Consider the following 14,195-nt stretch of genomic DNA (forward strand, 5'->3'; position numbering starts at 1 on the left):
ATGAACGGTCAGGCCGGTTTCACCCTGCCCTTGTCCGAATGCCAGGAAGGCATCTGGCTGGCGCAGCGCATGGACAGTTCCCGCGCGCTCTACAACGTCGGCCAGCGCGTCGAGATCACCGGCCCCCTCGACGTGGCCGTGTTCGAGGACGCCCTGCGCCGGACCGTCGCCGAGACCACCGTGCTCGGCGCCCGGTTCGACGAGGACGGTGACGGGGTGACCCAGACCTTCACCGGCCCGCCCGAGTGGCACCTTCCCCTCGTCGACCTCCAGGCCGAACCCGACCCCCGGGCGAGCGCCGAAAGACGCGTACGCGCCGAACTCGAACGTGTCAAGGATGCCACCGGCGACACCCTTTTCTCCTTCGTCCTTTTCCGGCTCGCCCCCGACCGGCACCTCTGGTTCCAGTGCTACAACCACCTTTTGATGGACGGGTTCGCCTGCACCCTTGTCGCCCGGCGGGCCGCTGACATATATTCCGCGCTCACCGCCGGCGAAAGCCTCCCGGAAAGCCCCTTCGCCGCCCTGCGCGACATCACCGAGCAGGAATCCCTTTACCGCGACTCCACCGATTTCACCGACGACCGCCAGTACTGGCACCGGCATTTCGCGGACCGCCCCGCACTCGGCAGCGTCCCCGGATACCGCTCCGTACCCTCCGCCGACGGCGAGGTCCTGCGGCGGACCGGCCGGCTCTCACCCACCGCCGTCACCGCCCTGCGCACCGCCGCCGACCAGGCCGGACTGCGCACCTCCCGGTTGCTCATCGCCGCCGTCGGAGCCTTCACGGCCGCCCTCACCGGGGCCGGAGACATCGTCCTCAGCCTCCCCGTGACCGGCCGGGCCGACGAGCCCGCCACCCGCACGCCCCGCACGATGGCCAACCTCCTGCCCCTCCGCCTCACCCTCGACCCCGGATCGAGCCTCCTGGACATCGCCGGGGCCGCCGACCACGAGGTCCGGGACGTCCTGGCCCACCAGCGGTTCCGCGGCGAACGGCTCCGCCGCGAACTCGGCTGGCCCGAGGGCGACCGCTGGCACTTCGGCCCGTACGTCAACATCGTCCCCTCCGGCGGCGACCTCCGCTTCGGCCCCGCCCGGGGCGTCGTCCGGGACGTGCCCAGCCGACGCGTCGAGGACTTCGGCGTCGTCGTGGACGGCAGCACCGGCGACGACGACATGCTGGTCACCTTCGAGGCCAACTCCGCGCTCTACGACCAGGCATGGGTCGAGGGCGCACTGCGCTCCTTCCTCACGTTCATCGAGGACGCGGTGACCCGGCCCACCGCGCCCGTGGCCCACATCACCGGCCCTGCCACGGCCGGGCCCCGGACGGAGCCGGGCGACACGGGGCGGTCGGTGTCGGCGGGGTCGGTGCTGGGGTTGTTCCGGGGGTGGGTGGTGCGTACGCCGGGGGTGGTGGCGGTGCGCGGGGGTGCGGAGGCGTTGACGTACGGGGAGTTGGATGCGCGGTCGGATGTGCTGGCGCGGCGGTTGGTGGGTGTGGAGCGGGTGGGGCTGTGTCTGCCGCGTGGGGTGGAGATGGTGGTGGGGTTGCTGGCGGTGTGGAAGGCCGGGGGTGCGTATGTGCCGCTGGATCCGGAGTATCCGGCGGACCGGTTGGCGTACATGGTTGCTGACAGTGGTGTGTCGGTGGTGCTGGCCGAGTCGGCCACGGCTGCGCTGGTTCCGTCCGGTGTTGAGGTGATGCTGATCGACCGGTCGGTCGAGGAATCGGCGGAGCCGCTGGACACGGTGATCGACCCGCGGCAACTCGCCTATGTGATCTACACGTCCGGTTCGACGGGTCGGCCGAAGGGTGTGGCGGTCGAGCACGGTGGGGTGGCGAACCTGGCCGAGGTGATGCGTCCGGTGCTGGGCGTGGAGCCGGGGACGGTGGCGCTCCAGTTCGCGTCGTTCAGCTTCGACGCCGCGGTGCTGGATGTGGCGGTGACGCTGGGGGGCGGTGGCACGCTTGCCATCGCGTCGAGTGAGGAGCGTACGGAGCCGGGCGCGCTGGTGGAGATGATCCGCAGGGCGGGCGTGCAGGTCGCGAGTGTCGTGCCGTCGCTGCTGGGCGTGCTCGACCCGGCCGAGGTGTCCGGTGTACGGAACTGGGTGCTGGGTGCGGAGCGGCTCAGCGCCGATCTGGCGGCTCGGTGGCGGGCCGGGGCGCGGGTGTGGAACACGTACGGGCCGACCGAGGCGACCGTCATCTCCACGGCCACGCTGCTCCCCGAGGGCATCGGGTCGGAGGACCCGGCCCCGGTGATCGGTGCTCCCATCGGGAACGCCCAGGTGTTCGTGCTGGACGAGTTCCTGCGCTCGGTCCCGGCGGGCGTCGTCGGGGAGTTGTACGTGGCGGGCGCCGGACTGGCGCGTGGGTACAACGGCCGTCCGGACCTGACGGCGGAGCGGTTCGTGGCGTGCCCGTTCGCCGAGGGCGGGCGGATGTACCGCTCCGGTGACCTGGCGCGGTGGACGCCGGACGGGCTGCTGGAGTTCGCCGGTCGTGCGGACGAGCAGGTGAAGATCCGTGGGTTCCGGGTGGAGCTGGGGGAGATCGAGTCCGTTCTGGCCTCGCACCCGGAGGTGCGGCAGGCCGCCGTCGTCGTACGCGAGGACCGGCCCGGTGACCGGCGGCTGGTCGCCTACGTGGTGCCCGCGCGGGCCGAGGGCCTCGACAGCGCGGGGCTCCGGGAGTTCGCGGGCGGGCGGCTGCCCGAGTACATGGTCCCGCTGGTCGTGCCGCTGGCCGCGCTGCCGCTGACGGTGAACGGCAAGGTCGACCGCAAGGCACTGCCCGCCCCCGAGGCGGAGTCCCGTCCGCGCGGACGGGCGCCCGAGACGGCGGCCGAGGAGACGCTGTGCGCGCTGTTCGCCGAGGTGCTCGGCGTCGCGGAGGTCGGGGTCGAGGACAGCTTCTTCGAGCTGGGCGGCGACTCGATCCTCTCCATGCTGCTGGTGTCCGGCGCCCGCCGCGCCGGCCTGGTGCTCACCACCCGTGAGGTGTTCCAGCAGCGCACGGTGGCGGGCCTGGCGGCGGTGGCCGTCCCCCTGGACGGAGGCGTGCGCTCCGACGGCGCCGCCGTGGGCGAGGTGCCGCTGACACCCGTCATGCGGGAACTGGTGGAGCGGGTCGCCGCCGACGACCTGCGCGAGGTGTTCCAGTCCGCCGCGGTGCCGGTGCCGGCCGGGCTGGACTTCGCCGCGCTGGTGGCGGCGGTGCGTGCGGTGGTGGACCGCCATGACGTGCTGCGGGCCGGGCTGGAGTCGGGCGAGCGGTGGCGGCTGGTGGTGCCGGAGCCGGGTTCCGTACCGGTGGAGGAGTGGGTGCGCCGGGTCGCGGTGGCCGGTGACCCGAGGACCGCCCTCGAAGAGCAGACCCGTGCGGCGGTGGAACGGCTCGACCCCCACGCCGGGGTGATGCTCCAGGCGGTGTGGCTGGACGCCGGACCCGAAGCGCACGGTCAACTCCTCCTCGTCGTCCATCACTTGTCCGTCGACGGTGTCTCCTGGCGTGTCCTGGTGCCGGATCTGGCGGAGGCGTACGAGGCGGTGGCGGCGGGGCGGGTGCCGGAGCTGGCGGTGGTGCCCACGTCGTTCCGGCAGTGGGCGCGGGAGCTGGCGGCGCGGGCCGGGAGCCAGGAGCGGCTGGCGGAGCTGTCGCGCTGGACGGAGGCGCTGGGCGGTGCCGATCCGCTGCTGACCGTCGCGCCCGTCGATGTCACGCGGGATGTGCAGGCTTCGGTGCGTGAGGTGTCGGTGACGGTGCCTGCCGAGGTGACGTCGGCGTTGTTGACGCGGGTGCCGGCGGCGTTCCATGCGGGTGTGGACGATGTGCTGCTGGCGGGGTTGGCGGCGGCTGTGGGGGAGTGGCGGGGGGTCGGTGGGTTCCTGGTCGATGTGGAGGGGCATGGGCGGGTGCCGTGGGCGGCGGAGATGGATCTGTCGCGGACGGTGGGGTGGTTCACGAGTGTGCATCCGGTGCGTCTGGACGCGGGGTCGGTGGATGCGGGTGAGGTGCGGGCTGGTGGTGTGGCCGCGGGGCGGCTGCTGAAGCGGGTGAAGGAGCAGGTGCGGGCGGTTCCGGGTGACGGCCTGGGTTATGGCATGCTCCGCCATCTCGCCGGCGCCGAACTCCCGCACGCCCAGATCGGCTTCAACTACCTCGGGCGCTTCGGCGGCCGGGACGGCGACTGGCGGATGACCGCCGACAGCTTCGGCAAGGGCAGCGCCGCGCAGGCTCCGGTGATGCACGCCCTGGAAGTCCTCGGCATGGTGCGCGACCTGCCCACGGGCCCCGAACTGACCCTGACCCTCGCCTGGCCCGAGCGGCTGCTCGACCCGGCCGACGCCCAGGCCCTGCTGGACACCTGGGCCGCGATGCTCACCGGCCTCGCGGCCCGGCACGACGGCGGACACACCCCGTCCGACTTCCCCCTGGTCACTCTCGACCAGGAACGGATCGACGAACTCGAAGCGGACCTGCCCGGACTGGTCGACGTACTGCCGGTGTCACCGCTCCAGGAAGGGCTGCTCTTCCACGCCCTCTTCGACGAGCAGGCCGAGGACCTCTACGTCGAGCAGATGGTCGTCGACCTGCACGGCCGGGTCGACGCCCCGACCATGCGGGCGTCCTGGCAGGCGCTGCTCGACCGGCACCAGACCCTGCGGGTCGGCTTCCGGCAACCGGCCGGCACGGACCAGCCCGTACAGACCGTCGTACGGAACGCCGAACTGCCCTGGCGCGAGGAGGACCTGTCCGCCCTGGACGCGGACGCCGCCTGGGCCGAGTCCGACCGCATCGCCGCCGAGGAACGCGCCCGGCGCTTCGACCTCGCCCGCCCGCCGCTGCTGAAGGTCGCCCTGGTCGACGCCGGACACGACCGGACCCGCATGATCGTGACCCTGCACCACCTGCTGCTGGACGGCTGGTCGCTGCCGATCCTCATGCGCGAGCTGTGGGCCTGCTACGCGGCGGGCGGCGACGCCGGCGCACTGCCGGCCGTGGTGCCCTACCGCGACTACGCCGCCTGGCTCGCCGGCCGCGACCGGGACGCCGCCCGCCGAGCCTGGCGCGAGGCCCTCGACGGCGTCGAGGAACCCACCCTCGTCGCCCCCGTCGACCGCACCCTCCCCGCCTCGGCCGTGCTCGACCGGGTGACCACCCGGACCGGCGAGGAACTGGCCGCCGCGCTCGGCGAGTTGGCCCGCGCGCGGGGCGTCACGCTGAACACGGTGGTGCAGTTCGCGTGGGCGGTGGTCGTGGGGCAGTTGGCCGGGCGGCGTGACATCGTCTTCGGCGCGACGGTGGCGGGCCGGCCGGCGGAGCTGCCGGGCATGGCGGACATGCTCGGTCTGTTCCTGAACACGGTCCCCGTCCGGGTCACCTTCGACGCGGAACAGAGCGTCGGCGAGGTGCTGGCCGCGCTCCAGGGGAGGCAGTCCGCGCTGCTGGAGCACCAGCACCTCGGACTCACCGAGATCCAGCGGCTGGCCGGACCGGGCGCCACCTTCGACACCCTGATGGCGTTCGAGAACTACCCCGGCGACCCCGCCGTACCGCCGTCCGTCGAGGGCCTGACCCTCGCCGGCACCGAACTGCGCGAGTCGACCAACTTCGCCCTCGCCCTGGGTGTCACCCCGGGCACCGGGCTCGAACTCCGCCTCGACTTCCGGCCCGACGTGTTCGAGCGGCACGAGGTCACCCGGATGAGCCGACGCCTCGTCCGCGTGCTGGAACAGATGCGGACCGACCCCGACATGCGCGTCAGCGACATCGACGTACTGGAACCCGCCGTGCGCTCCCAGGTGGTCGAGCACTTCAACGACACGGGGCGGTCGGTGTCGGCGGGGTCGGTGCTGGAGTTGTTCCGGGGGTGGGTGGTGCGTACGCCGGGGGTGGTGGCGGTGCGCGGGGGTGCGGAGGCGTTGACGTATGCGGAGTTGGACGCGCGGTCGGATGTGCTGGCGCGGCGGTTGGTGGGTGTGGAGCGGGTGGGGCTGTGTCTGCCGCGTGGGGTGGAGATGGTGGTGGGGTTGCTGGCGGTGTGGAAGGCGGGGGGTGCGTATGTGCCGCTGGATCCGGAGTATCCGGCGGACCGGTTGGCGTACATGGTCGCTGACAGTGGTGTGTCGGTGGTGCTGGCCGAGTCGACCACGGCTGCGCTGGTTCCGTCCGGTGTCGATGTGATGCTGGTCGACCGGTCGGTCGAGGAATCGGCGGAACCGCTGGACACACAGGTCTCCCCTGACCAGCTCGCGTACGTGATCTACACGTCCGGTTCGACGGGCCGGCCGAAGGGTGTGGCGGTCGAGCACGGTGGGGTGGCGAACCTGGCCGAGGTGATGCGTCCGGTGCTGGGCGTGGAGCCGGGGACGGTGGCGTTGCAGTTCGCGTCGTTCAGCTTCGATGCCGCGGTGCTGGACGTGGCGGTGACGCTGGGGGGCGGTGGCACGCTTGCCATCGCGTCGAGTGAGGAGCGTACGGAGCCGGGCGCGCTGGTGGAGATGATCCGCAACGCGGGCGTCGAGGTCGCCAGTGTCGTGCCGTCGCTGCTGGGCGTGCTCGACCCGGCCCAGGTGCCCGGTGTACGGAACTGGGTGCTGGGCGCCGAGCGGCTCAGCGCCGACCTCGCGGCCCGCTGGCGTGCGCGGACGCGGGTGTGGAACACGTACGGCCCGACCGAGGCGACCGTCATCTCCACGGCCACGCTGCTCCCCGAGGGCATCGGGTCGGAGGACACACCCCCGGCCATCGGCGGACCGATCGGCAATGCCCGGGTCTACGTCCTGGACGACTTCCTGCGTCCCGTACCGCCCGGTGTGACGGGTGAGCTGTATGTGACCGGTGCCGGGTTGGCCCGGGGTTACCACAACCGGCCGGACCTGACCGCCGAGCGGTTCGTGGCGTGCCCGTTCGACAAGGGCGGGCGGATGTACCGCTCCGGTGACCTGGCGCGGTGGACGGCCGACGGGTCGCTGGAGTTCGCCGGCCGGGCGGACGAGCAGGTGAAGATCCGCGGCTTCCGGGTCGAGCCCGGCGAGGTCGAGTCCGTGCTCGCCTCGCACCCGGAGGTACGGCAGGCCGCCGTCGTCGTACGCGAGGACCGGCCCGGCGACAAGCGGCTCGTGGGGTACGTCGTCCCCGAAGGACGGGAGGCCGACCCGCAGGAGCTGCGCGAGCACGTGGCCCGTACGTCACCCGAGTACATGGTCCCGGCCGCGATCATGGTCCTCGACGCGCTGCCGCTGACGGTGAACGGCAAGGTCGACCGCAAGGCGCTGCCCGCCCCCGAGACGGCCGCCCAGGGCGAGGGCCGCGCCCCCGAGACACCGGCCGAGGCGCTGCTGTGCGGCCTGTTCGGCGAGGTGCTCGGCCTGGAGCGGGTCGGGGTCGACGCGTCGTTCTTCGAGCTGGGCGGCGACTCGATCATGTCGATGCTGCTGGTGTCGAACGCCCGCCGGGCGGGGCTGGTGATCAGTTCCCGGCAGGTCTTCGAGCAGCGCACGCCCGCCCGTCTGGCGACCGTCGCCGTCGCGGCGGACGACATGGTGGCCGACGCCACCGTCCCGGGCACCGGCGCGATTCCGCTGACGCCGGTCATGCGCGAACTCGCCGGCCGGGTCGGGCGGAACGGCATCGGCCGGGTCGTGCAGCCCGGCGTCGTCACCGTCCCGGCCGGGCTGGACTTCGCCGCGCTGGTGGCGGCGGTGCGTGCGGTGGTGGACCACCATGACGTACTGCGGGCCGGGCTGGAGTCGGGCGAGCGGTGGCGGCTGGTGGTGCCGGAGCCGGGTTCCGTACCGGTGGAGGAGTGGGTGCGCCGGGTCGATGTCACCGGCGCCGACCTGACGGCCGCCCTGGACGAGCAACTGGCCCGGGCGACCGACCGGATCTCCCCGGCCGCCGGGGTGATGCTCCAGGCGGTGTGGCTGGACGCCGGACCGGACCAGGACGGGCGGCTGCTGCTCGTCGTGGACCACCTGGTGGTCGACACGGTGTCGTGGCAGACCCTGCTGCCGGATCTGGCGGAGGCGTACGAGGCGCTGGCGGCGGGGCGGGTGCCGGAGCTGGCCGCGGTGCCCACGTCGTTCCGGCACTGGGCGCGGGAGCTGGAGGCGCGGGCCGGGAGCGCGGAGCGGCTGGCGGAGCTGCCGCGCTGGACGGAGCTGCTGGGCGGTGGTGATCCGCTGCTGACGGCGGCCCCGGTGGACGCGGTGCGGGATGTGCAGGCTTCGGTGCGTGAGGTGTCGGTGACGGTGCCTGCCGAGGTGACGTCGGCGTTGTTGACGCGGGTGCCGGCGGCGTTCCATGCGGGTGTGGACGATGTGCTGCTGGCGGGGTTGGCGGCGGCTGTGGGGGAGTGGCGGGGGGTCGGTGGGTTCCTGGTCGATGTGGAGGGGCATGGGCGGGTGCCGTGGGCGGCGGAGATGGATCTGTCGCGGACGGTGGGGTGGTTCACGAGTGTGCATCCGGTGCGTGTGGACGCGGGGTCGGTGGACGCGGGTGAGGTGCGGGCTGGTGGTGCGGCTGCGGGGCGGTTGCTGAAGCGGGTGAAGGAGCAGGTGCGGGCGGTTCCGGGCGACGGCCTGGGCTACGGGATGCTCCGCCACCTCGCCGGCGCCGACCTCCCGCACGCCCAGATCGGCTTCAACTACCTGGGCCGTGTCCCGGCGAGCGGTGGCGGCGTATGGCAGCCCACCGACGAGGTGCTCGGCAAGGGCGGTGACCCGCAGGCCCCGGTGATGCACGCCCTCGAAGTCCTCGGCATGGTGCACGACCGCCCCGGCGGCCCCGAGCTGACGCTGCGACTGGCCTGGCCGGAACGGCTGCTCGACCCGGCCGACGCGCAAGCCCTGCTGGACACCTGGGCCGCGATGCTCACCGGCCTGGCGGCCCAGCGCGGCGGCGGCCGCACCCCGTCGGACTTCCCCCTGGTCACGCTGGACCAGACCCAGGTGGAGGAACTGGAGGCCGCGGTACCGGACCTCGCCGAGGTGCTGCCGGTGTCACCGTTGCAGGAGGGCTTCCTCTTCCACGCCCTCTTCGACGAGCGGACGGAGGACGTCTACGTCGAGCAGATCGTCCTCACCCTCGACGGCCCCCTGCACCCGGCCCGGCTGCGGACGTCCTGGCAGGCGCTGATCGACCGCCACCCGACACTCCGGGTCGGCTTCCGGCAGGTGGCCGGCCTCGACCGGCCGGTCCAGATCGTGCACGACCGCGCCGACCTCCCCTGGCGCGCGGAAGACGTGTCCGACCTGGACGCGGACGCCGCCTGGGCCGAATCCGACCGCATCGGCGTCGAGGAACGCGCCCGGCGCCTCGACGTGAGCTGGCCGCCCCTGCTGCGCATCGCCCTGGTCAAGCTCAGCCCGAACCGGCACCGCATGGTGATGACGCTTCACCACATCCTGCTGGACGGCTGGTCCCTGCCCATCCTCATGCGCGAACTGTGGGCTTGCTACGAGGCAGGCGGCAGCGCGAGCGGACTGCCGCCGGTGGCGCCCTACCGCGACTACCTGGCCTGGTTGACGCGGCAGGACAAGGACGCCGCCCGTGCCGCCTGGCGGCAGGCGCTCGCCGGGGCGGACGAGCCGACCCTCGTCGCCGGGCAGACCACCGGCACCGACCCGGTCCTCACCCGCATGGTCGGCACGACGGCGGACGACCGGCTCGCCCACGCCCTGGACGCCCTCGCGCGGACCCGGGGCGTGACCCTGAACACGGTGGTACAGGCCGCGTGGGCGGTGGTCGTGGGGCAGTTGGCCGGGCGGCGCGATGTCGTCTTCGGCGCCACGGTCGCCGGTCGGCCGGCGGAGCTGCCCGGCATGGAGGACATGCTGGGCCTGTTCCTGAACACGGTCCCGGTACGGGTCGCCCTCGACGCCGGGCGCACGGTGGCCGACGTCCTGGCCGCACTCCACGCCCAGCAGTCCGCGCTCCTCGACCACCAGCACCTCGGCCTCACCGAGATCCAGCGGCTCGCCGGACCGGGCGCCACCTTCGACACCCTCATGGCCTACGAGAACTACCCCGGCGACCCGGCCGGCCCGCCGTCCGCCGAGGGACTCACCCTCGCGGACACCGCCATGCGGGAGTCGACCAACTTCGCCCTCGCCCTGGGCGTCAACCCGGCCGACGGCCTCCACCTGCGGCTGGACTACCGGCCCGACGTGTTCACCGAGGACACCGTCCGTGCCGTGACCGACCGGCTGATCCGCGTACTGGAACAGTTCGCGGCCGACCCCGAGGTGCGCGTGGGCGACCTCGACACGCTGATGCCGGCGGAGCGCGCCCTCGTCACCGAGCGGTGGAACGACACCGCACGGCCCGTCTCCGCGAGCACGCTGCTGGACCTGTTCGGGCAGTGGGTGGCGCGTACGCCGGACGCGGTGGCGGTGCGCGCGGGCGCGGAGGCGCTCACGTACGCCGAACTGGACGCGCGGGCGAACCGGCTGGCCCGGCACCTGACGGGCCTGGGCGTCGGCGCGGAGAGCCGCGTCGGGCTGCTGCTGCCGCGGGGTGTCGACTCGGTCGTCGCGCAACTCGGGGTGTGGCGGGCCGGAGGTGCGTATGTGCCGCTGGACCCGGAGTATCCGGTGGACCGGCTGGCGTACATGGTCGCTGACAGTGGTGTGTCGGTGGTGTTGGCCGAGTCGGCCACGGCTGCGCTGGTTCCGTCCGGTGTCGATGTGATGCTGGTCGACCGGTCGGTCGAGGGTTCGGCGGAGCCGCTGGACACACGGGTCACCCCTGACCAGCTCGCGTACGTGATCTACACGTCGGGTTCGACGGGCCGGCCGAAGGGTGTGGCGGTCGAGCACGGTGGGGTGGCGAACCTGGCCGAGGTGATGCGTCCGGTGCTGGGCGTGGAGCCGGGGACGGTGGCGTTGCAGTTCGCGTCGTTCAGCTTCGATGCCGCGGTGCTGGATGTGGCGGTGACGCTGGGCGGTGGTGGCACGCTTGCCATCGCGTCGAGTGAGGAGCGTACGGAGCCTGGCGCGCTGGTGGAGATGATCCGCAGGGCGGGTGTGCAGGTCGCGAGTGTCGTGCCGTCGCTGCTGGGCGTGCTCGACCCGGCCGAGGTGCCGGGCGTACGGAACTGGGTGCTGGGTGCGGAGCGGCTCAGCGCCGACCTGGCGGCTCGGTGGCGGGACGGGGCGCGGGTGTGGAACACGTACGGGCCGACCGAGGCGACCGTCATCTCCACGGCCACGCTGCTCCCCGAGGGCATCGGGTCGGAGGACGCGCCGCCGGCCATCGGTGGGCCGATCGGGAACACGCGGGTGTACGTGCTGGACGAGTACCTGCGTCCCGTACCGCCTGGTGTGACGGGTGAGCTGTATGTGACCGGTGCGGGTCTGGCGCGTGGGTACAACGGCCGTCCGGACCTGACGGCGGAGCGGTTCGTGGCGTGCCCGTTCGCCGAGGGCGGCCGGATGTACCGGTCGGGTGACCTGGCGCGGTGGACGCCGGACGGGCTGCTGGAGTTCGCGGGTCGGGCGGATGAGCAGGTGAAGATCCGTGGGTTCCGGGTGGAGTTGGGCGAGGTCGAGTCGGTGTTGGCCTCGCATCCGGAGGTGCGGCAGGCGGTGGTGACCGTCCAGGAGGACAAGCGGCTGGTCGCGTATGTCGTCCCGGAGGTCGAGGCCCGGCGGGTGCGGGAGCACGCGGCCGGTCTTCTGCCCGAGTACATGGTCCCGTCCGTGATCGTGCCGCTGGCGGCGCTGCCGCTGACGGTGAACGGCAAGGTGGACCGCAAGGCGCTGCCCGCCCCCGAGGCCGAGACCGGCGCCGGGGGCCGTGTACCGGTGTCGGCGGCCGAGGAGACGCTGTGCGCCCTGTTCGCCGAGGTGCTGGGCCTGGCGGAGGTCGGGGTCGAGGACAGTTTCTTCGAGCTGGGCGGCGACTCGATCATGTCGATGCTGCTGGTGTCGAACGCCCGCCGGACGGGGCTGGTGATCAGCTCCCGGCAGGTCTTCGAGCAGCGCACGCCGGCCGGACTGGCGTCGGTGGCGACGACGGCGGACGGGGCACGGCCCGGTGCCGGTGCGCCCGGCGTCGGTGAGATCCCGTTGACGCCGGTCATGCGGGAGTTGGTGGCGCGGGTCGGCCGGGAGGGCCTCGGCCGGGTCGTGCAGCCGGGTGTGGTGGTCGTTCCGGCCGGGCTGGACTTCGACGCCCTGGTCGGTGCCCTGCGCACGGTGGTCGAGCACCACGACGTACTGCGGGCCAGGCTGGAGGCGGAGACGCACCTGGTGGTGCCCGAGCCGGGTGCCGTGCCCGTCGAGGACTGGGTGCGCCGGGTCGAGGTGTCGGCGGCGGACCTGTCGACCGCCTTGGACGAGCAGGTTCCCGCGGCGGTGGAGCGGTTGGACCCGCACGCCGGAGTGATGCTCCAGGCGGTGTGGCTGGACGCCGGGCCGGACGAGGCCGGCCGGTTGCTGCTGGTCGTGCACCACTTGGTGGTGGACACGGTGTCGTGGCAGGCGTTGGTGCCGGATCTTGCCGAGGCGTACGAGGCGCTGACGGCGGGGCGTACCCCGGAGTTGGCTGCCGTACCGACCTCCTTCCGGCACTGGGCGCGCGAGCTGGAGGCACAGGCTTCCGAACGGCTGGCCGAGCTGCCCGAGTGGTCTCAACTCCTCAGCGTGCAACACGCCTTGGTGACCGTCGATGTCGAGCGTGACGTGCAGTCCACGGTCACGGATGTCTCGGTCACCGTGCCCGCTGAAGTGACCTCGGCCCTGCTCACGCAGGTCCCGGCCGCCTTCCACGCGGGCGTGGACGACGTACTGCTCACCGGTCTCGCCGCGGCGGTCGCCGCCTGGCGGGGAACCCGGCGCATCCTGGTCGATGTCGAGGGTCACGGCCGACTGCCGCTGACCCCGGAGATGGACCTCTCCCGCACGGTCGGCTGGTTCACCAACGTGCACCCCGTGCGCCTGGACATCGGCGATTTCGACCCGAACACCATCCGCACCGACGACACAGCCGCAGGGCGTCTGCTCAAGCGGGTCAAGGAGCAGCTCCGGGCAGTCCCCGGCGACGGTCTGGGGTACGGCATCCTGCGCTACCTCAGCTCCGACGACACTTTGGCCGCCCTGCCCCACGCCCAGATCGGCTTCAACTACCTGGGCCGGGTCCCCGCAGGCAGCACCCCCGCCTCCTGGCAGCCCACCGACGAGGCGATGGCGGCGAAGAGCGGGGACCCGCAAGCCCCCGTGATGCATGCCCTGGAGATCCTGGGCATGGTCCACGACCGTCCCGGCACCGGCCCGGAGCTGACCCTCACCCTCGCCTGGCCCGAGCGTCTGCTGGACCAGGCCGACGCCCAAGACCTGTTGGACACCTGGGCGCAGATGCTCACCGCCCTGGCGGCGGCCCCGCACGGCGGCGGTGGGCACACCCCGTCCGACTTCCCCCTGATCGCCCTCGACCAGGCCCAGATCGAGGAGCTGGAGGCCGCGGCCCCCGACCTCACCGAAGTACTGCCCGTCTCGCCGCTGCAAGAGGGTCTGCTCTTCCACGCCCTCTTCGACGAGCAGGCCGAGGACGTGTACGTCGAGCAGATCGTGCACACCCTGGAAGGACCGCTGGACGCCGACCTGTTGCGGGCGTCCTGGCAGGCCCTGCTCGACCGGCACCCGACGCTGCGGATCGGGTTCCGGCAGTTGGCCGGGATGCCGCAGCCGGTGCAGGTGATCCACGGCCGGGCGACGCTGCCCTGGCGTGCCGAGAATCTGTCCGGGCTCGACCCGGACGCGGCCTGGGCCGAGTCGGACCGTATCGGCATCGAGGAACGTGCCCGGCGCTTCGACCTCGCGCACCCTCCGCTGCTGCGGGTCCTTCTGGTCAAGCTGGGAACCGACCGGCACCGCATGATGATCACGCTGCACCACTCGCTGCTCGACGGCTGGTCGCTTCCGGTGCTGATGCGGGAGCTGTGGGCCTGCTACGAGGCGGGCGGCAGCGCGAGCGGGCTGCCGGCGGTGGCGCCCTACCGGGACTACCTGGCCTGGCTGGAGCGGCAGGACAAGGACGCCGCCCGTCACGCGTGGCGGCAGGCGCTCGCCGGTCTGGAGGAGCCGACCCTCGTCGCGCCGGCCGACCGGGAGACGGTCACCACGTCCCTCGCCGTGTCCCGCAGGGTGGGCGCCGAACTGGCCGGAGACCTGGACGCCCT

The 14,195-nt window shown here is 72.8% G+C and carries 1 protein-coding gene (running past one end of the window); it reads left to right on the forward strand.

The genetic code is table 11. The features are described 5' to 3' along the window. On the forward strand, nucleotides 1-14,195 hold the 5' portion of the coding sequence (locus IE316_RS17460; RefSeq protein WP_190205285.1) for a non-ribosomal peptide synthase/polyketide synthase. It continues 13,030 nt past the right edge of the window; only the first 14,195 of its 27,225 coding nucleotides appear in the window; it begins with the start codon at nucleotides 1-3; its stop codon lies beyond the right edge, outside the window.

The sequence above is a fragment of the Streptomyces fumanus genome (assembly GCF_014655295.1).
Classification (GTDB): Bacteria; Actinomycetota; Actinomycetes; order Streptomycetales; family Streptomycetaceae; genus Streptomyces; species Streptomyces fumanus.